The organism is Moraxella sp. TY6, assembly GCF_048551375.1.
Lineage (GTDB): Bacteria > Pseudomonadota > Gammaproteobacteria > Pseudomonadales > Moraxellaceae > Faucicola.
The window spans coordinates 57,017-82,214 of record NZ_JBLYZJ010000009.1 but is presented as its reverse complement, the minus strand read 5'-3'; the positions used below and the strand labels follow the sequence as shown (position 1 = coordinate 82,214).

General features: G+C 42.4%; 22 protein-coding genes and 1 tRNA gene. 22 read left to right on the top strand and 1 reads right to left on the bottom strand.

From position 1 onward, the window contains the following. Positions 1–31 precede the first annotated feature (31 nt). The 18 genes from ACK1U4_RS08415 (at position 32) to rplA (ending at position 14,922) form a co-directional block, all read left to right on the top strand. Positions 32–325, top strand: a complete 294-nt coding sequence (locus ACK1U4_RS08415; RefSeq protein WP_419401029.1) for a YgaP family membrane protein — start codon at positions 32–34, stop codon at positions 323–325. Positions 326–539: 214 nt separating this feature from the next. Then, the gene (locus ACK1U4_RS08410; RefSeq protein WP_419401030.1) at positions 540–1,229 is read left to right on the top strand and encodes a phosphoribosylanthranilate isomerase; all 690 of its coding nucleotides are present in this window, start codon (positions 540–542) and stop codon (positions 1,227–1,229) included. A 6-nt stretch (positions 1,230–1,235) separates the two neighbouring features. Then, positions 1,236–1,766 (top strand): HAD family hydrolase, encoded by a 531-nt coding sequence (locus ACK1U4_RS08405; protein WP_419401031.1) that lies wholly within the window; start codon positions 1,236–1,238, stop codon positions 1,764–1,766. 38 nt (positions 1,767–1,804) lie between these two features. After that, positions 1,805–2,119, top strand: a complete 315-nt coding sequence (locus tag ACK1U4_RS08400) for a hypothetical protein (protein WP_419401032.1) — start codon at positions 1,805–1,807, stop codon at positions 2,117–2,119. A gap of 112 nt (positions 2,120–2,231) precedes the next feature. Beyond that, positions 2,232–2,981, top strand: a complete 750-nt coding sequence (locus tag ACK1U4_RS08395) for an SDR family NAD(P)-dependent oxidoreductase (RefSeq protein ID WP_419401033.1) — start codon at positions 2,232–2,234, stop codon at positions 2,979–2,981. Positions 2,982–3,002: 21 nt separating this feature from the next. Further along, positions 3,003–3,560, top strand: coding sequence for an NADAR family protein (locus tag ACK1U4_RS08390; protein ID WP_419401034.1), 558 nt, complete (start codon positions 3,003–3,005; stop codon positions 3,558–3,560). An 82-nt stretch (positions 3,561–3,642) separates the two neighbouring features. Then, positions 3,643–4,869 carry a tryptophan synthase subunit beta gene (trpB, locus tag ACK1U4_RS08385; protein WP_419401035.1) on the top strand — a complete coding sequence of 409 codons (1,227 nt, stop codon included), beginning with the start codon at positions 3,643–3,645 and terminating at the stop codon, positions 4,867–4,869. A gap of 2 nt (positions 4,870–4,871) precedes the next feature. Beyond that, positions 4,872–6,299 (top strand): PIN-like domain-containing protein, encoded by a 1,428-nt coding sequence (locus tag ACK1U4_RS08380; RefSeq protein ID WP_419401036.1) that lies wholly within the window; start codon positions 4,872–4,874, stop codon positions 6,297–6,299. Between the two features lie 10 nt (positions 6,300–6,309). Further along, on the top strand, positions 6,310–7,125 hold the full coding sequence (trpA, locus tag ACK1U4_RS08375; protein WP_419401037.1) for a tryptophan synthase subunit alpha: 816 nt from the start codon (positions 6,310–6,312) through the stop codon (positions 7,123–7,125). 166 nt (positions 7,126–7,291) lie between these two features. Continuing rightward, complete coding sequence (locus ACK1U4_RS08370) at positions 7,292–7,939, top strand: LysE family translocator (RefSeq protein ID WP_419401038.1); 648 nt, start codon at positions 7,292–7,294, stop codon at positions 7,937–7,939. 160 nt (positions 7,940–8,099) lie between these two features. Beyond that, positions 8,100–9,014 carry an acetyl-CoA carboxylase, carboxyltransferase subunit beta gene (gene accD, locus ACK1U4_RS08365; protein ID WP_419401039.1) on the top strand — a complete coding sequence of 305 codons (915 nt, stop codon included), beginning with the start codon at positions 8,100–8,102 and terminating at the stop codon, positions 9,012–9,014. Positions 9,015–9,171: 157 nt separating this feature from the next. Further along, positions 9,172–10,494 carry a bifunctional tetrahydrofolate synthase/dihydrofolate synthase gene (folC, locus tag ACK1U4_RS08360; protein WP_419401040.1) on the top strand — a complete coding sequence of 441 codons (1,323 nt, stop codon included), beginning with the start codon at positions 9,172–9,174 and terminating at the stop codon, positions 10,492–10,494. 222 nt (positions 10,495–10,716) lie between these two features. Further along, positions 10,717–12,045, top strand: coding sequence for a LysM peptidoglycan-binding domain-containing protein (locus tag ACK1U4_RS08355; protein WP_419401041.1), 1,329 nt, complete (start codon positions 10,717–10,719; stop codon positions 12,043–12,045). A gap of 229 nt (positions 12,046–12,274) precedes the next feature. Continuing rightward, positions 12,275–12,350, top strand: a tRNA-Trp gene (locus ACK1U4_RS08350). Between the two features lie 70 nt (positions 12,351–12,420). Further along, positions 12,421–12,888, top strand: a complete 468-nt coding sequence (gene secE, locus ACK1U4_RS08345; RefSeq protein WP_419401042.1) for a preprotein translocase subunit SecE — start codon at positions 12,421–12,423, stop codon at positions 12,886–12,888. A 188-nt stretch (positions 12,889–13,076) separates the two neighbouring features. Next, entirely contained in the window at positions 13,077–13,607 is a 531-nt protein-coding gene (gene nusG, locus ACK1U4_RS08340) for a transcription termination/antitermination protein NusG (RefSeq protein ID WP_419401043.1), read from the top strand. Positions 13,608–13,791: 184 nt separating this feature from the next. After that, complete coding sequence (rplK, locus tag ACK1U4_RS08335) at positions 13,792–14,223, top strand: 50S ribosomal protein L11 (protein ID WP_419401044.1); 432 nt, start codon at positions 13,792–13,794, stop codon at positions 14,221–14,223. Beyond that, positions 14,224–14,922: a 50S ribosomal protein L1 gene (rplA, locus tag ACK1U4_RS08330; protein WP_419401045.1), complete on the top strand. Its 699-nt coding sequence runs from the start codon at positions 14,224–14,226 to the stop codon at positions 14,920–14,922. A gap of 128 nt (positions 14,923–15,050) precedes the next feature. Here rplA and ACK1U4_RS08325 read toward each other — a convergent pair whose 3' ends face one another. Beyond that, entirely contained in the window at positions 15,051–15,179 is a 129-nt protein-coding gene (locus tag ACK1U4_RS08325; RefSeq protein WP_419401046.1) for a hypothetical protein, read from the bottom strand. A gap of 104 nt (positions 15,180–15,283) precedes the next feature. Between ACK1U4_RS08325 and rplJ the strand changes: the two genes are divergently transcribed. From rplJ to rpoC, 4 genes are all read left to right on the top strand, one after another. Continuing rightward, positions 15,284–15,784, top strand: coding sequence for a 50S ribosomal protein L10 (rplJ, locus tag ACK1U4_RS08320; protein ID WP_419401047.1), 501 nt, complete (start codon positions 15,284–15,286; stop codon positions 15,782–15,784). A 63-nt stretch (positions 15,785–15,847) separates the two neighbouring features. Beyond that, positions 15,848–16,219 (top strand): 50S ribosomal protein L7/L12, encoded by a 372-nt coding sequence (gene rplL, locus ACK1U4_RS08315; protein ID WP_419401048.1) that lies wholly within the window; start codon positions 15,848–15,850, stop codon positions 16,217–16,219. Positions 16,220–16,622: 403 nt separating this feature from the next. Next, positions 16,623–20,741, top strand: coding sequence for a DNA-directed RNA polymerase subunit beta (rpoB, locus tag ACK1U4_RS08310; protein WP_419401049.1), 4,119 nt, complete (start codon positions 16,623–16,625; stop codon positions 20,739–20,741). Positions 20,742–20,941: 200 nt separating this feature from the next. Then, positions 20,942–25,165: a DNA-directed RNA polymerase subunit beta' gene (gene rpoC / locus ACK1U4_RS08305; RefSeq protein WP_419401050.1), complete on the top strand. Its 4,224-nt coding sequence runs from the start codon at positions 20,942–20,944 to the stop codon at positions 25,163–25,165. The last annotated feature ends 33 nt before the right edge of the window (positions 25,166–25,198 follow it).

Below are 25,198 nucleotides of genomic sequence, written 5' to 3'. Positions count from 1 at the left end.
TAACCCATTTATTAACAACGAGGAATAAACCATGACAAAAAATATGAGTACCCTTGAGCGTATCGCTCGCATTGGCGTAGGCTGTGCCATCGTGCGTATGGGCAAAAAGAACCAATCAGCATTGGCAAAAATCGGCTATGTACCCATGTTGACAGGTGTGGCAGGCTACTGTCCGATGAAATCGGCGATTTTTGGTGACAAATACGACCGCAACACCGCCAAATCTGACGACAGCAAATGTCAAAAAGATGGTCAAAAATCTTGCTGTGGCTTTGGTAAAAAATGCAAAAAGTCTGACGAGCAACAAGACGCTCAAACGGCATAATTTTTGATGATTTTTGAAAAAGGCGTTTTGAATAAACGCCTTTTTTTATGTCTGTTTTTTGTTGGGTTTATCGTTATAATGCAACTGATACCATTCCCAATAAAATTGCCAGTAGGGGCGTATTGAATACGCCCAAATTGATATCTTGCACTAAAGGGCGTAAGCATTACGCCCCTACATGGAATTGGTATTAAATTCAACTACCCAAACCAAGATGACCACTTCAATGACACCGAATAATCCAACTCCAAATCCTATTAGCGTCAAATTCTGCGGATTTACCAACGCTGACCAACTCAAAACCGCCATTGACTTAGGCGTGAATGCCGTGGGTTTTGTGCTATATGACCAAAGCCCAAGAGCCGTTACCGTTGAACAGGCGAATGAGCTTGCCAAAACTGTTCCGCCATTTGTCACGATTGTGGCGTTGGTGGTGAATATGCCAGAGCAGGATTTGGTGTATTTGTCGCATCATATGCCATTTGATGTGATACAGTTTCATGGCGATGAATCGGCTCATTTGTGTCATTTGATGGCGGATAGGGTCAATAAGCGTTGGATAAAAGCCTTGCGTGTGACGGACGAAGACACCGAGCAGAGTTTGCTTGCCCAAATCCAAGAGCTGAAAGACTTTGGGGCGTGTGGCGTGTTGTTGGATGCTTATCATCCCGATAAATTTGGTGGAACAGGTGAGCGGTTTGATTGGGGGAAAATTCCAAAGGATTCACCATTGCCGATTATTTTGGCAGGGGGGTTGACGGCGGACAATGTGGGCGAGGCGATTGTGAGTTTGGCGAAAGAGGGTAGGCAGATTGTGGGTGTGGATGTGAGTGGCGGTATCGAGTCAGCAAAAGGTGTTAAAAGTGTGGAGAAAATGCAGAAATTTTTAGCAAATGTTAAGTAGTGGCTTATGAAAAAACTCATCATTCTCGACTTAGATGAAACGCTGATTCATGCAAGCCATGACATCATCCATAACGATTATGATTTTATCGTGGGTGATTATTTTGTCTATCAAAGACCGTGTTTGACAGAGTTTCTAGCGTTTTGTTTTGCCCATGCGGATGTAGCGGTATGGACATCATCGGGCAGTTGGTACGCTGATATTGTCACCCAAATGATTTTTACAGATGAACAACGTCAAGCGTTACGGTTTATTTTTTCACGAGAAAAATGTGTGCAACGCATGGATTTTTATCGCTATGAAAATGTGTATATCAAAGATTTGAAAAAACTTAAAAAACGCTATTCACTTGAACAGATGATTATGATTGATAATAGCCCCGAAAAACTGGCTCGTAACTATGGGAATTTGGTGCGAGTTGCGGATTTTACTGGGCAAAAAGATGATACTGAGTTATTGAATTTAATGCGTTATTTACCGAATTTGTTAAATGAGCCAAGTGTAAGAACGATTGAAAAGCGTAATTGGCGTTTATAAATAGTTAAGAAAAATTAATTGATTTAAAGGAAGTGGCTATGAGTTTGCAGGAAAATTTGATAAAGCTTGAAAGCATAAATAATGATACATCCTCAAAAATTATTGATGAAGTATATGATAGTTTATTTAAAGAAATAGCCCATGACCATAGCGGTATCTATTACGATGATAAAATTTGGGTATTGGATGATTTGATTAAAATATATGATGAATCCGAACCAAATAGTAAAAGAGCGAAGTTGATTTTTGCCTTGCTAAATAATATTGCCTATTTTAATCCACAATCAGGCTCACAGGAAACACATCAACATACGCTAGAAAAACTTCATAATTTTCTTGATGAGGAAAATTGATAACACATCGTTTGGAAAATTTAGAAATAAATTGCAAATTTAGCAAAAGTATTTATACTAATGTACTAGAATAATAGTACAAAATAAATAACCCATTAAATAAGGACAATCCATGAACATTTTAATCACAGGCGTAACATCAGGTTTTGGCAAACAAATCGCTATCGACTTTATCAACAAAGGTCACACCGTCATCAGTACGGGCAGACGAGCCGACAAACTGGACGACTTAAAAACCCAACTGGGCGAAAATTTTATCCCCCTTGCCTTTGACATTGCCGACTTGACCGCTACCCAAACCGCCTTACAATCGCTACCAAGCGACCTATTGCAACACATTGACGTACTGGTGAATAACGCAGGATTAGCCCTCGGACTAGAAACCGCCGACAAAGCCGACATCAGCGACTGGCAACAGATGATTAACACCAACACGCTGGGTTTGGTCAATATCACCCACGCCATTTTGCCGTCAATGGTCGCCAACAATGACGGCTATATCATCAATATCAGCTCAATCGCAGGTAATTATCCGTATCTAGGCGGTAATGTGTATGGGGCAACTAAGGCATTTGTGACCCAATTTAGCCTCAATTTGCGAGCGGATTTGCTTGGTAAAATGGTGCGAGTGACCAATATCGAACCAGGCTTATGCGGTGGCACGGAGTTTAGCAATGTGCGGTTTCATGGCGATGATGCCAAAGCCCAAAAGGTGTATGAAAATGTGCAGTTTGTCACGCCACAGGATATTGCCAATATGGTGATGTGGCTGGTCGAACAGCCCAAACACGTTAATATCAATCGTATTGAAGTGATGCCAACGGCTCAGACTTTTGCAGGTTTAACGGTTTTTAAAGGCTAACGAATAAATAGGATTTAAATTATGCAAATATATGATATTGATTGGGTTGTTAGTCAATTTCGAGCCAAAAACAAACTCAAATATCTATACTTTTGGGGGCATACGCCACGAGCGGACGGGCAGGTGAGTAATGCCTGTTTTAGCCAATGGTATGATTCGCCCTTTGTCGTTGATGATGTGCGATACCCAACGGCTGAACATTATATGATGGCTCAAAAAGCGTTGTTATTCGGTGATAAAGCGATGTTTGAGGCAATTATTAGCCCTAAAAATCGTCATCCAAAAAAAGCCAAAGAGTTGGGGCGAAAAGTTGCCAATTTTGATGAAAAAGTGTGGAATGCACAGCGTTTTGACATTGTGGTGAATGGCAATGTTGCCAAGTTTAGCCAACATGAAGATTTGAAAACGTTTTTGCTAAATACAGGTAATCGTGTGTTGGTGGAGGCTAGTCCATTTGATAAAATTTGGGGCGTTGGGCTTGCCAAAGATGATGAAAAAATTGCTAATCCGTTAAATTGGAATGGCTTAAATTTACTGGGTTTTGCCTTGATGGTGGTTAGAGATAAGTTAAATAGCTGATAAACCAAAAATTTATTACATTTTTTAAGTAAGTTTACCATGCCAAAATTATCATGTTTTGATTATTAAAATAGGAACAACCATGAACTTTACCAACCCAAACAACATCAGCGACTTTAACCAATACCCAGACGACAGCGGACACTTCGGCATTCATGGCGGACGCTTCGTGTCTGAGACCTTGATGACCGCCCTTGAAGAGCTCGAGCGTATCTACAACACCGCCAAAGCCGACCCTGCTTTTTGGGAAGAATTTCAACAAGACTTGGTCAATTATGTCGGCAGACCGACTCCATTATACTTTGCCAAACGTCTGACCGAAGATGCAGGCGGTGCAAAAATTTTCCTAAAACGAGAAGACCTTAACCACACAGGGGCTCACAAGGTCAATAACACCATTGGTCAAGCCTTACTCGCCAAAATGGTCGGCAAAAAACGTATCATCGCCGAAACTGGGGCAGGGCAACACGGCGTAGCGACAGCCACCATTGCGGCACGATTGGGGCTAGAATGCGTGGTATATATGGGGGCGGACGATGTCGAACGCCAAGCCATGAACGTGTATCGGATGCGGTTACTTGGGGCGACCGTGATTCCTGTTACCTCTGGCACACGCACGCTTAAAGATGCCATGAACGAAGCCATGCGTGACTGGGTGACCAATGTGGATAGCACTTATTATGTCATCGGCACGGTGGCAGGGCCTCATCCGTATCCGATGTTGGTGCGAGATTTCCAAGCCATTATCGGCAAAGAAGCCAAACAGCAACACCTCGAGAAAACAGGCAAATTACCTGATGCCCTAGTCGCCTGTGTCGGTGGCGGTAGCAATGCGATTGGCTTGTTCCATGACTTCTTAAATGATAGCGATGTCAAAATGTATGGTGTCGAAGCAGGCGGTGATGGGGTCGAAACTGGCAACCACGCCGCTCCATTGAATGCAGGGCGAGTGGGTGTGTTGCACGGCAATCGCACGTATCTGATGGCGGATGATGATGGACAGATTTTAGGAACGCATTCGATTTCGGCAGGGCTTGACTATCCTGGCGTAGGGCCTGAGCATAGCTTCCTAAAAGATGTGGAGCGTGTACAGTATGTGGCGATTACCGATGAAGAGGCGATGCACGGCTTTCGAGAATGCACCCAAAAAGAGGGCATTATCCCAGCGTTGGAGAGTTCGCACGCCATTGCCTATGCGTTAAAACTTGCCAAAACCATGCGACCCGACCAAACGATTATTGTCAATTTGTCAGGACGGGGTGATAAAGATTTGCATACCGTGATGAAACGTGATGGGATTGAGGTTTGATTATGAAGGATATGTTTAAAGGTTATTATCGACCAACTGACGATGAATTCAAAAAAATGTGGGATGAGGGAGTATTTGTATTTGATACAAATGTGCTTTTAAACTTGTATAGATATAAAAAGGAAACGAGAGATGCAGTCTTAGAGATTCTATATAAGATTAATGATAAAGTTTGGATTCCTTATCAAGTAGCACTTGAGTTTCACAGGAATAGGTTAAGTGTCATCTCAGAGCAAAATAAGGTTTTGAATGATTTTAAGAGTTCAATTAGAGTCTCTATAGACGATATTGAGAAGAAATATAAAGCATTACAGCTTGATAAACGTCATTCAGATATTCAAGCAGAACCTATTTTAGAACAATTTCAAAATTTATCTAACAAAGTTTTGGAAGAATTGAATAAGATTAAAGAAAAAAGTTTATCAAACTCTTTAAATGAAGATGAAACATTAAATAAAGTATTAGAACTATTCAAAAACAAAGTTGGTAAAAAGCCTGAAAATCAAAAATGGCTTAATGATGTTTTTAAGGATGGTGAAGAAAGGGCGAAAAATAATATTCCACCAAGTTTTAAAGACATAAACAACGTGAAGTCAAATAATAAAGATGATTATAGATATGATGGTCTATTTTATAGGGCAGGATTTGGTGACTTAATTTTATGGAAGCAATTAATTGAATATGCTGAAGAAAAAAACGAAAAACATATAATTTTAATCACTGATGATACTAAAGATGATTGGATGCTTTCTGTCAGTGGAAAAGTTATTTCTGCGAGACCAGAATTAGTAGCAGAAATTTGCCATGAAAGCGATGTTGAAAATTTTTATATTTATAACACTGAATCGTTTTTAGAAAATGCTAGAAAAATGCTTAACACTTCTTTATCTGAAGAAATAATTAAAGATGTAGGCAAAGTGAATCATACTATGAGTAGTCGGCTGAAGATAAACTCAAGATTTAGTGAAAAAGAAATGGAATTACAGCTCTTTACATGGTTGGAAGAAGAATATTTTATTGTAAATTTCTTAAAATTCAGCGATTTTGGTTTCGATTTTAGTGCACATACAGTAAATGATGATAAGACATTGATATCATATAGATATATAGATTTTAATAGAATTGATAAACAGGTAATTGAATATTTTGTGAATTCTATCGAGAAGCATTTTAGTACAGTAACTGCTGATTTGGAATCTAAAGATGTAAAATATCATGTAATTATTGTATTGCCAATGAAAGACATTTTGATAAATTCCATGAGTGATATTCGGGAAAGGTTAAGAAGTGTGATTGAAGAGGTATTAGATAGTAGGTTTATTTATACTGATAGAAACATGAATGTTACTTTTACTATTGGCTATATTGATATTATAGAATCTAATGTTTTTACACCTTTGTACAATAAAAGATACGTTATTAATTCTTGAGATATATACTATGACCCGAATTGAAACCACTTTTGCCACATTAAAACAGCAAAACAAAAAAGCCCTTATCCCATACATTATGGCAGGTGACCCAAACCCAACCGTCACCGTTGAACTCATGCAAGACCTAGTCAAACACGGTGCAGACATCATCGAAGTCGGCTTGCCATTTTCCGACCCAATGGCAGACGGTCAAACTATTTCATTGGCTGGCGAGCGAGCCTTAGCAGGTGGCACAAGCACACGCCAAGCGATTGAAATGGTCAAAGAATTCCGCAAAACCAACACCACCACGCCTGTGCTGTTTATGGGTTATCTCAACCCAGTTGAAATCATCGGCTATGACAACTTCCTAAAACTCTGCCAAGATGCAGGGGCGGACGGCTTACTAATGGTCGATTTACCACCCCAAGAAGCAGGCGAGTTTACCCAAGACCTAAAAAATCATGGCATGAACGAAATCTTTTTGCTTGCCCCAACGACCTTACCACAACGCCGTGAGCAAGTGCTAAAACATGGCGGTGGTTTTATTTATTATGTATCGGTGAAAGGCGTGACAGGCTCAAACACGCTTGATACTGATGAAGTCGGCAAGCAAGTGCAAGCGATTAAAGACAGCACTGATTTGCCTATTTGTGTGGGCTTTGGCATTCGTGATGGGGCATCTGCCAAAGCCGTTGCCAAGTTTGCGGATGGCGTGATTGTTGGTAGTGAGCTAGTCAAGCACTTTGCCGATGTGGGCGATGATAGTGCCAAAATCGCCACCGCAAAAGCCAATATTTTGGCAAAAATGGATGAATTACGACAAGCCATTGATAATTTATGATTTTTTATTTGTTTAAATGAGAGATTACATAGGTTTTGTAGGGGCGTATTGCATACGCCCAAGATATCAAAAGGTTATTTCTGATTTAATGCTATAAATTTCAAAATCAAAGGGTATGTTTTACGCACCATTTAACCTTGTTTTTAAAGCCCATAAGGAACGCAGGATGATAAATACTCCCCTAATCATCGCTTATATTTCAGCGATTATTTTATTTTTAGGCACACCGGGTCCTGTTACTGTGATGGTAGCGAATACCAGTACCAAATATGGCTTTAAGGCAGGTATCAAAACGGTCGCAGGGACAAATACCGCTTCGCTGTTGCTGATAGCCTTATCAATGGCGGTGATTCAAGGGCTATTTGCGATTAGCGAACAGGCGTTGCTATGGCTGACGTTGTTTGGCTCGTTGTATGTGTTGTATTTTGCGATTGGTATTTTAAAAGATAGGGTGGAAATCAATTTAAATAAGCAAACCAATAGTCCGTCAGTCGATAAAAAATTCTTTAAAGATGGTTTTTTGGTCGGTATTTCCAATCCCAAAGATGTGTTATTTTTTATTGCATTTTTCCCGATGTTTTTTGGCGTGGCGGAAGATAAACTGTTGGCGATGGGGATTTTGGTGAGTATTTGGGTGGTGTTGGATTATGGGATTTTGTCGGTGTATTCGTTGCTGTTTTCTAAAGTGACAAACAATAAAATTGCCAATGTTATTAATAAGTTGTCAGGGGCTGTGTTGGCGTGTGTGGCTGTGTATGCCACGGTGATGACGGCGATTAAACTGCAACTGGGTTCAAAGTTATTGGTGAAATAACGAATAGTTGGATGTAGAAAAATGCAAATCGTTTACCTTGTCATTTTCCAATCAACATAACTTTCCTCATGGCAATTTATCAAAAAATCAGTTAGCATAGACAGATAACTTTTGAGTCTATGCTTGTACACTGAATTTAGCGAATTAAAAAGGACTTCCCATGACCGCCCAAACCGCAACCGATGCCCCTGTCACAATGGGTCAACAACTATCAGAAACATGGCTACACCGCCCATTACCAACTATTCAGCCACGCCCAAAACAAAATTTATCAGCGGTCGAAACTGAACCGTCAACTCGTTGTCCCAATTGCAATGCTTTGACCACCAATACCGCCTTGAGTTTTAACCAATTTATTTGCCCCCATTGCGATGAACACATGGCGATGACCGCACGTAAACGCCTAAATTGGTTTTTTGATGAAATCCAAGACGAACTGGGGCAACAATACCAAGCAGGTAATCCCCTCGGCTTTGTCGATAGCAAAGCCTACCCAGACCGCATGGCAGAAGCCCAAGCCAAAACAGGCGAAACCGAAGCCTTGATTGCCATGACAGGCAAGCTCAAAAACCTCGATGTGGTGGCGTGTGCCTTTGACTTTCAGTTTATGGGTGGCTCGATGGGGTCAGTGGTGGGCGACCGTTTTGTATTGGCAGGCGAAAAAGCCCTTGCCGAGCAGAAGCCATTGGTATGTTTTGCGTCCAGCGGTGGGGCGAGAATGCAAGAGGGCTTACTGTCCCTTATGCAGATGGCTCGCACAGCAACTGTGATTGAGCGATTGCGTTTGGCAGGGATTCCGTATATCGTGGTATTGACCAACCCTGTATATGGTGGCGTGACTGCCAGCCTTGCCATGCTAGGTGATGTCCACCTTGCCGAGCCAAAAGCCATGATTGGTTTTGCAGGTAAGCGTGTGATTGAGCAGACCGTGCGTGAGGTGTTGGATGAGCCGTTTCAACGAGCTGAGTTTTTGGCAGAACATGGTGTGGTTGACCAAGTGGTACACCGTCATCAACTGAGAGATACTATTGCTAGAATGTTAGAAAAACTGACTTACTATAGTCGTGTCAACTAAAAGTAAGATGGCTCTGTAGGGGCGTATTGTATATGCCCAAATTTTCAAAATGTTGTTTTTGATTTAAGTTATTATACAAATCCTAAGATGTTTTGATGGTAAAAAAAAGCGTATAATCTTAATACGCTTTTTTTATTGAAAATTGGTTACTATAAAAATGCAAAAAATTTCCACTGTTGACAGCACTTTAACCGACTGGCTTAACTATATGCAGGGTATTCACGTTTCTGCCATTGATATGGGCTTAGAGCGAGTCATCCCTGTCTTTGAGAAATTGGGTATTGGAAAAACCGATGCCTATGTTTTCACTGTTGCAGGCACAAACGGCAAAGGCTCGACCACCGCCACCATCGCCCAAATTTGCCAAACCGCAGGCTACAAAACCGCCCTATACCAGTCACCGCATTTATTGGTATTTAATGAACGTGTGAAAATCAATGGCGAGATGGTCGATGACCAAACCCTTATCAATGCCTTTGCCCAAGTCGAACAAGCACGCCTTGATTGTGGTTTGACCTTATCATTTTTTGAAATGACCACCTTATCCGCCTTTTTGATTTTTAGTCAAAGTGATTGTGACGTATGGGTACTCGAAATTGGGCTAGGGGGCAGGCTAGATGTTGTCAACGTCATTGAGCCGAATTTAGCCGTGATTACCAATGTGGGCATTGACCATGTCGATTGGTTAGGCGATACCCGTGAAAAAATCGGGGTGGAAAAAGCAGGGATTTTGCGTGATGGCATTACCCTTGTGTATGGTGAAAGCGATATGCCAAACACCATACCGCCATTGATTGCACAGCACCAAGCCAAATTAATTCACTATGCCAAAGATTTTGCTTATCAAGAATTTGCTTACCAAGAAAATCTCGATAACTGGCAATACAGCAATTCTGCTGTTACGTTGTCGTTGCCAAAGCCCAATTTATCTATCCACAATACCGCCACAGCGATTACCGCTTTACTTGCCAGTGGTTTGAATATTACCCAATCGCATATCGCCCAAGCAATGCCAAACATTCGACTGGCAGGACGCTTTGATACACGCTACCTTGCCGAGCGTCAATGGGTGTTTGATGTTGCGCACAATGAACATGGGATTGATTTTTTATTGGGTCAATTTTTGCCATTTTGGAAAAACTACCAAGATACCCATCCGACTGCAAAACTGCATTTGGTTTTTTCGATGTTAGCGGATAAAGATATCGAAAAAGTTTTGTCAAAACTCCAAACCTTGCCAATTGACACAGTACATAGTGGGGTTATCGACCATTTTCGAGCCACTGCCAAAGCTCAACTTGCTACCGCATTAAATCCACACTTTCAAACTGTTTATTTGGTGGATACCTTGGCACAAGCCACCCAATCCGCACTTGAGCATAGCCAAATTGATGACATGATTTTGGTTTGTGGCTCATTTCATACCATTGGTGAGGTATTACACACATTAGAAAACCAGCCATATTTTGCCCAAAAATAGGAAAAACCCAATGAAAACGTTTATTATTTTGTCAATATCAGTTAATATAAAATAACTAACAATTTCTAGCATTAACAAAGGCATTAATCACAGCGTTGGGTCAGCGTGATGTTTCAATCCACGTGTGCAACGTGAATTGCAAACAAATTGGAAAGGGTTACGCCCCTCCCAATAGTATTGTATTTCCCTAAAGGGAAGGGTTTCAACCAGTAAGAGGATTTGATGAAATTTTCAAAACAAGCAATTTTAGGTAGTTCTGTATTTTTGGGTGGTAGCGTTCTGCTATATGCTACCGTTCATCAAGTGATGAATGCCAACCCCAATCCCTCATCGGACGCAGAAACCAGTCTTGTCGCTTCAAACCCTACCGCCTCAGTTGTGGGTACTAACCCATTGACAGCGGATATGCAAACCGAAAAAAACATTCTTGCCGAAAAACAAAAACTACGTGAACAACGGGTTGAAGCCCAAGAACAAGCAGCTCAACAATACCTAACCGAACAACAACGTATTGAAGCAGAAGCGTTGGCACGCAGTCGTGCCGAAAATCAACTGTATACGACCAAACCAGCCAGTACAGTCACAGCCAATAATACCTCAGTCACGGCAATTACTACCCCAGTCGTTACCCCACGCCCAACGGCAATCAATACTATCAATAGCCAAACACCGCAAGCAGTAGCTCAACCAGCCACCCCTGTTACCCAAGCTCCTTCGCCAAAACCAATACCGACCACCGTGGCTGTGACACCAAGACCACAACCTACTGTACCAGCAACAGTTAAACCAATTGAACAAACCCCCACCAAACCTGTGGTAAAAACAACCGCCACAAACCCTTCTTCTTATCAAGTTAAAGCAGGGGAGGGCTTAATTGGCTTATCTCGCCGTTATAATGTCCCTGTAGAAGCGTTGGCAATGGCAAATGGGCTATCTACCAATAGCACACTTCATGTGGGACAAAACCTTGTCATCCCAAATGCAAAGCAAGCCCAATCACTACAACAATTAGCACACCAACGTGAGCAACAACAAGCCCAACAACGTCAAGCTGAAATCAACCGTAAAAAACAAGAAGCGGTACAAAAAGAACAGCAACGCCAACAAGAAATCGCTCGTAAAAAACAAGAAGCCATATTACTAGCCCAACAGCAAGAGCAACAACGCCAAGCCGAAATTAATCGCAAAAAACAAGAAGCCTTGGCAAAACAACAAGCCCAAGCCCTTGAAGCCAAACGTAAACAAGACGAAAAACAAGCCTACAAACTTGCTCAAGACAAACTCAAACAAGCTCGTCAAACCGTCAAAGAAACCGATGCCAAAGGCACATTTGGCGTACAAATCGCCCTTGCCACTGACCAAAAGAAAGCCGATGAAATTGCCAAAAAACTGCAATCCGCTGGCTATCGTGTCAAAACCAGTCAAACCAGCCGAGGCGTACGAGTGGTAGTTGGGCCTGAAAACGGCAAAGTGGCGGCCTTAGCCCTTAAAGACAAAATTAACAGCGACCCACGAGTACCTGTGGAAAATGGTTGGGTGTTATATTGGTAATCGCTAATAAGTACCAAAACAAAATTCTCTTATAATCTTCAATCTTGTAACGTGGGTTAGCGAAGCGTAACCCATGGAACATTCGATGATAATTTAGGGACGTAAGGCATTCGCCCAACTTTTTGCAAGGTGTATTTTGCGGTAAATGGACGATTAAAACCGATAAAAATTGTATTCAACACTTGCAATCATCAAAAAAATAGCTATAATACCAACTCCCAGCAAGTAAAGGCGATTGGCTCAATTGGTAGAGCATCGGTCTCCAAAACCGAGGGTTGTAGGTTCGAGTCCTACATCGCCTGCCATATATAAATATACTAAAAGTTGCTCCTTAAGCAATTAAATATCTTCACTGAATAGTAACAGGACAACCCTATGAAAAATATGCTAGAAAAGAAACTAGCAGAATTGCATGGTGACAGGGTGTCTGGTGACAATCCACTGATTCACGAACCTTCAACAATCGAAGTTGCCAAACGCCGTGACCCAAAAGACATGATACTTTGGGTTGTGGCTATTGTATTATTAATTGGGGCAACCTTGGTTAACCACTATCTGCCTGCCTATTGGCAACCTGCCAGTAACGTTTGGACGAGAATAGCGGTGATTGCTGTTATGATTATCATGGCAATCTTAGCTTTAGCCATGACCAACCAAGGCAGTGCCTTCAAGACATTATTGCTAGATTCTCGAGTAGAGTTACGCCGTGTCACATGGCCTTCCAAACAAGAAACCACCCAATACACATGGCAAGTCGCAGTGGTCACAGGTATTTTAGCACTGATTGTTTGGCTATTAGATACCATTTTTACCCAAGTCATTCATTACATGGTTGGTAGCTAATTTTAAGGTTATCTATATCAATCTTTCAAACCCATATAGTCTGTGTTTTATAACCCACCTATGTGGGTTTTTATTTGTAAATTTACTAACAAAACTATACTCTCAGCCAAAGATTTGTTAGCATGACTTATAATCGTACCTTGAGCGTTGTCGTTTAGACAAGCTTATATTAAAAGAGGAAGCTTCCCATGCGTTGGTATATCGTACAAGCCTTTTCAGGCTTTGAAAAACAAGTGCAACGTTCCTTAATTGAGCGTATCAATCGCAGTGAGTATCAAGAATCGTTCGGTCAAGTCCTAGTACCAACCGAAGAAGTGATTGAAATGCGTGATGGTAAAAAACGCAAATCTGAACGTAAATTCTTCCCTGGGTATGTGCTGATTGAAATGGACATGAATGACAATACATGGCACTTGGTCAAAGACTGCCCTCGTGTGATGGGCTTTATCGGTGGTACACCAGAAAACCCAGCTCCCATCACCCCAAAAGAAGCGGATACCATCCTTAATCGCCTCAATACCAATGAAAACAAACCCCGCCCTAAAACCTTATTTGAACCGGGTGAAGAAGTGTTGGTCATTGATGGGCCATTTACTGAATTTAAAGGCTTGGTCGAAAAAGTGGATTACGAAAAATCACGCTTACAATTGACCGTTAACGTGTTTAATCGCCCAACGCCTGTTGAACTTGAGTTCAAACAAGTCGAAAAAAGTCAATAAATACCCTCATTATCAACCACTGAATTTTTGTAAATTAAGTGAAACTTCACTTTACCTTTGACAAAAAAACGGTATAATAATGGGCTTTTAAAAACCGTCTATAAGAACCAAAACTTCTTATGGCTTATATTCACATATGGGGAGCTAACATTCATTAGCGTTATTACCCACATAGGAGTCTATCATGGCTAAAAAGATTGATGGTTACATCAAACTACAAGTGCCAGCTGGTAAAGCAAATCCATCACCACCAATTGGTCCAGCATTGGGTCAAAAAGGTGTGAACATCATGGCATTCTGTAAAGAGTTCAATGCTGCCTCTGCAAGCATGGAACCTGGTCTGCCAGTACCAGTAGAAATCACCGTTTATAATGATAAATCATTTACTTTTATCATGAAATCACCACCTGCTGCTTTCTTAATTCGTAAAGCTGCAGGGGCAGCCAAAGGTTCTGGTGTGCCAAACAAAACTAAAGTCGGTAAAGTAAACCGTGAACAGTTAGAAGAAATCGCCAAAACTAAAAATGCAGAACTAACCGCTGCTGACCTAGACGCTGCGATTCGTACCCTTGCAGGTACAGCTCGTTCAATGGGCGTTGACGTGGAGGGCGTGTAAATGGCTAAATTAACAAAACGTCAAAAAGCAATCGCTGATAGCTTTGATGCAAACAAATTATACACCCTTGAAGAAGCGGTTGGTATTTTAAACCAATTACCACCTGCAAAATTCAAAGAGTCTATCGACATCGCTATCAACCTAGGTGTTGACCCACGTAAATCTGACCAAGTCGTTCGTGGTGCTACTAACCTACCATCAGGTACTGGTAAAACCAAACGTGTTGCCGTATTTGCTCAAGGTGCTGCTGCTGATGCTGCTAAAGAAGCAGGTGCAGATATCGTTGGTTTTGAAGACCTAGCCGAAAGCATCAAAGCGGGTAACATGGACTTTGACGTGGTTATCGCTTCACCAGATGCGATGCGTGTCGTTGGTCAATTAGGTACAATCCTAGGTCCACGTGGCTTAATGCCAAACCCAAAAGTTGGCACAGTTACACCAAACGTTGCTGAAGCGGTCAAAAACACCAAAGCAGGTCAGGCAACTTACCGTGTTGACAAAGCAGGTATTATTCATACCACGATTGGTCAAGTTGGTTTCACTGCTGACCAAATCGCTCAAAATGCTAACGCATTGATTGCCGATTTGAAAAAAGCCAAACCAGCGACCTCAAAAGGCATCTACATCAAGAAAATCACCTTGTCTAGCACCATGGGACCTGGCCTAACACTTGATCCAGTACCTTACCGTTTAGCATAAGTCATATAGTATTATAGTTGTTTAAATTAGCAATAAGATAGGTTTTGTAGGGGCGTATTGTATACGCCCAACACATCTTAGTATTATTCCTAATTAACGCTAATATCTTGATTATCAAATTTTAAATATTAGTTCAGCACACGGGTTGTGCTGTCTAAGACCGTAGGTTCTAAATCTTGCTCATCAAGCAATATTTGGTTTAATTGCTTTGTCAGCCTACGCAGACGGAAAGTAAAGAAATTTACACCGTATGGCATGGTAATTAAGCTTGCCTTTATCCATTAGATAAAAGTAAGCACTTAATTATTTAAACTAAATTTATTAATAATGATTTTATTATTAATAATATGGAGACAACCCAATGGCATTAAATCTTCAAGACAAACAAACGATTGTTGCTGAAGTAAGTGAATCTGCCAAAGGTGCCCTTTCTGCTGTTGTTGCGGACGCACGTGGTGTGACCGTTGGCAAAATGACCCAGCTACGTAAAGAAGCTCGTGCAGCGGGTGTTGAAATGCGTATCGTGCGTAATACTCTATTACGCCGTGCCTTAGAAGACACCAACTACGCCGTGTTAAATGACGTATTTGTAGGTCCTACGTTGATTGCTTTCTCAGCTGAACATCCTGGTGCTGCTGCCCGTTTGTTCAAAGAGTTTGCAAAAACGAACGACAAGTTTGAAATTAAAGGTGCTGCCTTTGATGGTGAGTTTATCCCAGCTAAAGATATCGACCGTTTAGCAACCTTACCAACTTATGATGAAGCGATTGCACGCTTGATGGGTACGATGAAAGAAGCCGCTGCTGGCAAATTGGCTCGTACTTTGGCTGCACTTCGTGACCAAATGCAAGAAGCTGCTTAATCTGCTGATTAATCCACTTTTTGTATTGAAACAACCTTATTCACTTATTTAGGAATTATTATCATGGCATTAACTAACCAAGAAATCCTTGATGCAATCGCAGAAAAATCAGTAATGGAAATCGTAGAACTTATCACTATGATGGAAGAAAAATTTGGCGTATCAGCTGCTGCTTTGGCTGCTGCTCCTGCCGCTACTGGTGATGCACCTGCTGCTGAAGAAAAAGACGACTTCACCGTTATGTTGACTGGTGCTGGCGACAAGAAAGTAGCTGTTATTAAAGCTGTTCGTGAAATCACTGGCTTAGGCTTGAAAGAAGCTAAAGACCTAGTTGAAGGTGCTCCACAGCCAATCAAAGAAGGTGCAAACAAAGTTGAAGCCGAAGAATTGAAGAAAAAACTAGAAGAAGCTGGTGCAACTGTAGAATTGAAATAATTCTAAGATGTCACTTACTACTTCGTAGTAGCAAAAAAGCCTTTCTTGCTAGTTGCAAGAGAGGCTTTTTTATTATATAATAATAATCTTGACTTTGCGTGTCACCCAACAGCTGACGTTGACACACATACAAAGGACACGTTCGCTCCATGCTAGTAGTAACGCAGTTATTAATTGATTAAGCTAAATCAGCTAAATGTCTTACCGATGTTTGGCTTTTTGTCGTTTTTATCGCTCGAAATATTGGCTTCACCTCGGTGGTGTCGCCCACGCTCATTTAAGAGATTAAAATTCCATCACTGGTTCATACAATTTGGTTAAGGTAGGGTAGATGACTACTGAGTCAATGCGGTGAATGAGTGTTTGGGTTGGCATTAACGCTTTGAATGTTTAAGGACTTTTAATGGCATACTCATATACTGAAAAAAAACGCATTCGTAAAAGTTTTGCAAAATTGCCTACCGTCATGGATGTGCCTTATTTGTTGGCAATCCAAGTCGATTCGTATGAGCAATTTTTACAGGAACATAAAAAGCCGAAAGGTCGAGAAAACATTGGCTTGCAAGCAGCCTTTACCTCAATTTTCCCAATTGAGAGCCATTCTGGTAATGCTGAATTGCAATTTGTTGAATATTATTTGGGTGAGCCTGAGTTTGATGTGCGTGAGTGTATCTTACGTGGTTCGACTTTTGCCGCACCATTGCGTGTCAAAATCCGTCTTGTGATTAAAGACAAAGATGCCAAAGATAAAGATTCAAAAGCTGCCATTAAAGACATTCGTGAACAAAGTGTTTATATGGGGGAAATCCCATTGATGACTGAGAATGGTACATTCGTCATCAACGGTACAGAGCGTGTGATTGTGTCACAGTTGCACCGTTCTCCGGGTGTGTTTTTCGACCATGATAAAGGTAAGTCACACTCAAGTGGTAAAGTGCTGTATAACGCACGTATTATCCCTTACCGTGGTTCGTGGTTAGACTTTGAATTTGATGCCAAAGATTTGGTATTTGCTCGTATTGACCGCCGCCGTAAATTATTGGCAACGGTGATTCTACACGCCATCGGTATGACCAATCAAGAGATTTTGGATGCGTTTTACCAAAAAACTCGTGTCTATAAAGGGGCCGAACAGTTTGAAATCGAACTGATTGCTGACCGTTTACGTGGTGAGATGGCTCAGTTTGAAATTGTGTCACCTGATGGTGAAGTGATTGTTGAGCAAGGTAAACGTATTAATGCCCGTGCGATTCGTAAAATTGAACAAATTGGCATGACCAAATTAGCCGTACCTGATGAGTATCTGTATGAGCGTATTTTGGGGCAAGATATTGTGGTGGATGACGAAGTCATCGCACGTGCTAACCAACTCATTGACCATGAAACCTTGGTCAAAATCAGCAACAGTGGCGTGGCTGAGTTTGATGTGTTGTTTACCAATGATATCGACCACGGCTCGTACATTGCGGATACGTTGCGTGCCGATACTGCCTTGAGCCGTGAAGAAGCCTTGATTGAGATTTACAAGGTGATGCGTCCAGGTGAGCCACCAACCCTTGATACTGCCGAAAAGCTATTTGAATCAATGTTCTTTAATGCTGACCGTTATGACTTGTCAAACGTGGGTCGCATGAAGTTCAATCGCCGTTTGGGTCGTGTCTATGAGCCGACCAATGACCCAGAAGTGCAACGTGAACGCAGTGTCTTGACCAATGACGATATCATTGAGGTGTTAAAAACCTTGATTGAAATCCGTGATGGTCGTGGTGAAGTGGATGATATTGACCACTTGGGTAATCGCCGTGTACGTTCAGTTGGTGAGATGACCGAAAACCAATTCCGTGTTGGTCTGGTGCGTGTTGAGCGTGCAGTGAAAGAACGCCTAAATAATGCAGAATCAGATAACTTGTCACCACAAGATTTGATTAACTCAAAACCTGTGGCAGCCGCCATTAAAGAATTCTTTGGTTCATCACAACTTTCACAGTTCATGGATCAAAATAACCCATTGTCAGAAATTACCCATAAACGCCGTGTTTCTGCTCTAGGTCCAGGTGGTTTGACACGTGAACGTGCAGGCTTTGAGGTACGTGACGTACACCAAACCCATTATGGTCGTGTGTGTCCGATTGAAACCCCTGAGGGTCCAAACATTGGTTTGATTAACTCATTGGCGGTATATGCTAAGACTAACGAATTTGGCTTTTTAGAAACCCCATATCGTAAAGTCGTGGATGGCAAAGTCACTGATGAAATCGAATATCTATCAGCGATTGAAGAAGTCGGTACGGTCATTGCTCAAGCAGATTCACCTGTCGATAGCACAGGTAATTTGACTGAAGATTATGTATCGGTACGTAGTTATGGCGACTTCGTGCGTATGCCACCTGAAAAAGTGACCCATATGGACGTATCACCACGTCAGGTGGTATCCGTGGCAGCCAGCTTGATTCCATTCTTGGAACATGACGATGCCAACCGTGCCTTGATGGGTTCAAACATGCAACGTCAAGCTGTGCCAACGCTTCGCTCAGACAAGCCATTGGTCGGTACAGGTATGGAGCGTCACGTTGCCCATGACTCTGGCGTGTGTGTGATTGCCAAGCGTGGCGGTGTGATTATGGATGTTGATGCCAGCCGTATTGTCGTGAAAGTCAATGAAGCTGAAATGCAGGCAGGTGAAGCAGGTATTGATATTTATAACCTCATCAAATACACCCGCTCTAACCAAAACACCTGTATTAACCAACGTATCATTGTCAACCAAGGTGATGTGATTGCTCATGGCGATATCCTTGCCGATGGTCCTTCAACCGACTTAGGTGAACTGGCTCTTGGTCAAAATATGCGTGTGGCATTCGTGCCTTGGAATGGTTATAACTTCGAGGACTCGATTTTATTATCTGAGCGTGTGGTTAAAGAAGACCGTTTTACCACCATTCACATTCAAGAATTGACCTGTGTGGCTCGTGATACCAAACTCGGTACAGAAGAAATCACAGGCGATATTCCAAATGTGGGTGAAGCTGCCCTTGCCAACCTTGACGAAGCAGGGATTGTGTATATCGGTGCAGAAGTCCAAGGTGGCGATATTCTAGTCGGTAAAGTCACACCAAAAGGTGAAACCCAACTGACCCCAGAAGAAAAGCTATTGCGTGCGATTTTTGGTGAAAAAGCGGCGGATGTTAAAGATACCTCATTGCGTGTACCATCAAGCACCAAAGGTACGGTTATTGACGTGCAAGTGTTTACACGTGATGGCGTTGAAAAAGATAGCCGTGCGATTGCCATCGAAAAAGCCCAGCTTGATAGCTACCGTAAAGACTTAAAAGAAGAGCTACGTATTTTCGAAAATGCGGCACGTGGACGCATCATTACCTTGTTAACAGGTCAAACGGTTAGTGGTGGTGCAGGGCTAAAATCAGGCACAGTATTGGCTGAAGACAATCTGATGGATATGTCGCTCGAAACCTTGTTGGATATCCAACCAACTCAAGAAGATATTGCAGAGCGTTTGACGCAAATCGCTGATTTCTTGACTGATAAACAACAAGAAATTGATGAAAAATTCACTGAGAAAAAACGCAAATTGACCGCAGGCGATGATTTGACGCATGGCGTACAAAAAATTGTTAAAGTCTATCTTGCGGTCAAACGCCGTATCCAACCAGGGGACAAAATGGCGGGTCGTCATGGTAATAAGGGTGTGGTTTCACGCATTATGCCAATCGAAGATATGCCATATGATGAAAACGGTAACCCTGTTGACATCGTACTAAATCCGCTGGGTGTACCTTCTCGTATGAATGTGGGTCAGATTTTGGAAACCCACTTGGGTGGTGCAGCACGTGGCTTGGGTATCAAGATTGATAACATGCTAAAACAACAGGCTGCTGTTGCTGAATTGCGTGAGTTCTTGGATAAAATCTATAACCAAATTGGTGGTGAGCAAGTGGATTTGGCAAGCATGACCGATGATGAAATTATTGCCATGTCAAAAAATCTACGTGCAGGTGTGCCAATGGGTACAGCCGTATTTGACGGTGCAAAAGAAACCCAAATCAAAGGCTTGCTTGAGCTTGCGGATATGCCAACCACAGGTCAACAAATCTTGTTTGACGGACGTACAGGTCAACAGTTTGACCGTGCAGTGACCGTTGGTTATATGTATATGCTCAAACTGAACCACTTGGTTGATGACAAAATGCACGCCCGTTCGACTGGTTCTTACTCATTAGTCACCCAACAGCCATTGGGTGGTAAAGCTCAGTTTGGTGGACAGCGTTTCGGTGAGATGGAGGTATGGGCATTAGAAGCTTATGGTGCTGCCTACACACTACAAGAAATGCTAACTGTTAAATCGGACGATGTTGAAGGTCGTACACGTATGTACAAAAACATCGTGGATGGTGAGCAAAACATGGCACCGGGTATGCCTGAGTCGTTCAATGTATTGACCAAAGAAATCAAATCGTTGGGTATTAACATTGAACTCAAAGACTATAGCAAGAATAAAAGTTAATCAATAGATGGTTAACTGACATACAAGGGGTAGTTGATTTAAACTATCACCTTGTATTCGCTGTATTTAGCAATACCTTTATAATCGCTTTAAAAAATACCAAAATCAACTAAAGTCTGCTCGGTTGTCATGCGTCTATAGGGCGTAGCCTTTTAGGGTGTCAACGATGACCTTGCCAGCGAATCCGATGGAGAAGCAGTTTGAAAGACTTACTCGATATTATGAAAAGCCCTGTCGATTCTAACACTCAAGAATTTGACAGCATTCAAATTTCTTTAGCCTCGCCAGATACCATCAAATCATGGTCACACGGTGAAGTTAAAAAGCCTGAAACCATCAACTACCGTACCTTTAAACCTGAGCGTGATGGCTTGTTTTGTGCCAAAATCTTCGGGCCAGTCAAAGACTACGAATGCCTATGTGGTAAATACAAACGCCGTAAATTCCAAGGTGTGATTTGTGAAAAATGTGGCGTAGAAGTCACCGCAGCCAAAGTTCGCCGTGACCGTATGGGACATATCGAGCTTGCCAGTCCTGTTGCTCATATTTGGTTCTTAAAATCACTGCCTAGCCGTATCGGTCTATTATTGGATATGACGCTTCGTGATATTGAGCGTGTGTTGTATTTTGAAAGCTATGTCGTCACTGACCCAGGAATGACTAGCCTTGAAAAATATCAGTTGCTTGACGATGAAGATTATTTCAAAGCCCTTGAAGAATTTGGTGATGAATTCACTGCCAAAATGGGTGCAGAAGCCGTTCAAGACTTGCTAAAAGATATTGACGTGGATTTGGAAATTGACCAATTGCGTGAAGAAATTCCCAATACAGGTTCAGAAACCAAACTCAAAAAAATGTCAAAACGCTTGAAACTGCTTGAATCATTCCGTGATTCAAACAACAAGCCAGAATGGATGGTAATGACCATCTTGCCTGTATTGCCACCTGATTTGCGTCCATTAGTCCCACTGGAAGGTGGTCGTTTTGCCACGTCTGATTTGAATGACCTCTATCGCCGTGTGATTAACCGAAATAACCGTCTAAAACGTTTATTAGAGTTAAATGCTCCTGACATCATTGTGCGTAACGAAAAACGTATGTTGCAAGAGTCAGTTGATGCGTTATTGGATAATGGTCGCCGTGGACGTGCCATCACTGGCTCGAACAAACGCCCACTCAAATCATTGGCAGACATGATTAAAGGTAAACAAGGTCGTTTCCGCCAAAACTTATTGGGTAAACGTGTGGATTACTCTGGACGTTCGGTCATTACCGTTGGTCCATACCTACGCTTGCATCAATGTGGTTTGCCAAAGAAAATGGCATTGGAGTTGTTCAAGCCATTTACTTATGCCAAATTGCTCCAAAATGGTATCGCCACCACCATCAAAGCTGCCAAGAAAATGGTTGAGCGTGAAGAGCCAGCCGTTTGGGATATGCTTGCCAGTGTGATTCGTGAACACCCAGTGCTACTTAACCGTGCACCAACCCTTCACCGTCTTGGTTTACAAGCGTTTGAGCCTGTATTGATTGAAGGTAAAGCGATTCAGTTACACCCATTGGTGTGTAGTGCGTTCAACGCCGACTTTGACGGTGACCAAATGGCGGTACACGTGCCATTGACCCTTGAAGCCCAGCTTGAAGCCCGTGCCTTGATGATGTCTACCAACAACATCTTGTCACCTGCCAACGGTGAGCCAATCATTACCCCATCACAAGACGTTGTCTTGGGTCTATACTATATCAGCCGTGGTAAAGTCAATGCCAAAGGTGAAGGTATGACCTTTGCCAATGTTGAAGAAGTTTATCGTGCGTTGGGTACACGTGATTTGAGCGTCAATGCCAAAATTACCGTGCGTGTGACCGAAACGACTTATGATGAAGCAGGCAATGCTAGCAAACAAAAACGTAAAGTCGAAACAGTCGCAGGTCGTTGTTTGATTTGGAACATCACGCCAAAAGGTATGAGTTTTGATGAAGTCAACAAAGAGATGACCAAAAAGAACATCGCTAAGTTGATTAATGCGTGTTACCGTACAATGGGCGTGAAGCATAGCGTTATGTTCGCTGACCAATTAATGTACCTAGGTTTTGCTCAAGCGACCTTATCAGGTGTGTCAATTGGTATGGAAGACATGGTTATTCCACCAACCAAAAACAAAATCATCGAATCAGCCGATGCCGAAGTACGTGAGATTGAAAGCCAGTTTGAACAAGGTTTTGTGACCGCAGGTGAACGCTATAATAAAGTGATTGATATTTGGTCACGTACCAACGAACAAATCGCTAAAGCCATGATGGATAACCTATCCCAAGATACCGTTATCAATAGCAAAGGCGAAGAGGAAAAAGAAAAATCCTTTAACTCGATTTATATCATGTCAGACTCAGGGGCGAGGGGTAGTGCCGCTCAGATTCGTCAGTTGGCAGGTATGCGTGGCTTGATGGCAAAACCAGACGGCTCGATTATCGAAACCCCAATTAAAGCCAACTTCCGTGAAGGTTTGAGCGTCTTACAATACTTTATCTCGACCCACGGGGCTCGTAAAGGTTTGGCGGATACTGCATTAAAAACCGCAAACTCGGGTTATTTGACTCGCCGTTTGGTTGATGTGGCTCAAGATTTGGTCATTACCCAACAAGATTGTGGTACAGACAAAGGCATTTTGATGAAACCACACATTGAGGGTGGCGAAATCATCGAGCAGTTGGCTGACCGTGTATTGGGTCGTGTGACTGCCAAAGATGTCATTTCAAACAAAACAGGCGAAGTAGCGATTCCAGTCGGTACATTACTTGATGAACATTGGGTTAAAGAGCTAGATGAACACGGTGTTGATGAAGTGTGGGTACGCTCTGTCATTACCTGTGATGTGCCTTATGGTGTGTGTGCTAAGTGTTACGGTCGTGACCTTGCTCGTGGTCATCGTGTGAATATCGGTGAGTCAGTGGGTGTGATGGCGGCTCAATCAATCGGTGAACCGGGGACACAGCTGACCATGCGTACCTTCCACGTGGGTGGTGCGGCAAATGCGGCAGCCGTGGAAAACAGCATTCAGGTCAATAAAGGCGGTACTGTTCGCTTCCAAAACTTGAAATCAGTAAGCCATGCCGATGGTCACTTGGTCGTTGTTTCTCGTTCTGCTGAAATTGGTGTGACCGATGAGCTAGGACGTGAGCGTGAGCATTATAAAGTACCTTACGGCTCATCAGTTATGGTGACTGATGGTGCAGAAGTGACCGCAGGTCAAGTCATTGCCAAATGGGATCCGCATACCCACCCAATTATCACTGAGGTGTCTGGTAAAGCCCGTTTCAATGACATCACTGATGGCATCACGGCAACCATGAAAATTGACGAAGCCACAGGGATGAGTTCTTACGAAATTTTGGCAACCAAAGACCGCCCAACCAGTGGTAAAGACCTCCGCCCAGCGATTATCTTAGATACCGCTGAAGGTAAAGAAGTGGTGTATTTCTTACCACAACAAACCATCTTGCGTGTGCGTGAGGGCGATGAAGTGACCACAGGTTCGATTTTGGGTCGTGTGCCACAAGAATCGTCAGGTACTAAAGATATTACAGGGGGTCTACCTCGTGTGGCTGACTTGTTTGAAGCTCGCCGTCCAAAAGACCATGCCATCATGGCAGAGATGAGTGGTACAGTCAGTTTTGGTAAAGAAACCAAAGGTAAAAACCGCTTTATCATCACCAATGATGATGGTGATATCCATGAAGAGTTGATTCCAAAATGGCGACAAATCAACGTGTTTGAGGGTGAGCGTGTGGAACGTGGCGAAGTCATTGCTGACGGCCCAGCCAACCCGCATGATATCTTACGCCTAAAAGGTGAAACCGAATTGGCGAATTATATCGTCAACGAAGTGCAAGATGTTTATCGCCTACAAGGGGTAAAAATCAACGACAAACACATTGAAGTTATTATTCGTCAAATGCTTCGTAAAGTCGAAATCACTGAGGGTGGCGACTCTAGCTACTTCAAAGGCGACCAAGCGGAATATGCGGATATCGTAGCACTTAACAAAAAATTGGACAGCGAAAACAAATTCCCTGTGAAGTTTGAACGTTTATTGCTCGGTATTACCAAAGCTTCATTGGCAACTGAAAGCTTTATTTCAGCGGCTTCGTTCCAAGAAACCACTCGTGTATTGACTGCTGCTGCCGTCACAGGTAAGATTGATGACTTACGTGGTCTGAAAGAAAACGTGGTCGTGGGTCGTCTTGTCCCATCAGGTACAGGTTTGGCATATCATACTCAACGTCAAGAAACGGCTACCACGGTTGCCCCTGTCGCTGAAGACAGCCTTGATGCCTTGGATAGTCTATTTACCGAAAGCTCAGAAGTTGCACCGATGAGTTTTGAAGACCAATTTGCCGAAGAGTTTAATCAAGAGGCAAAATAATCGTGAATTAATAAAAGAGGTCGGTCAAAGTAT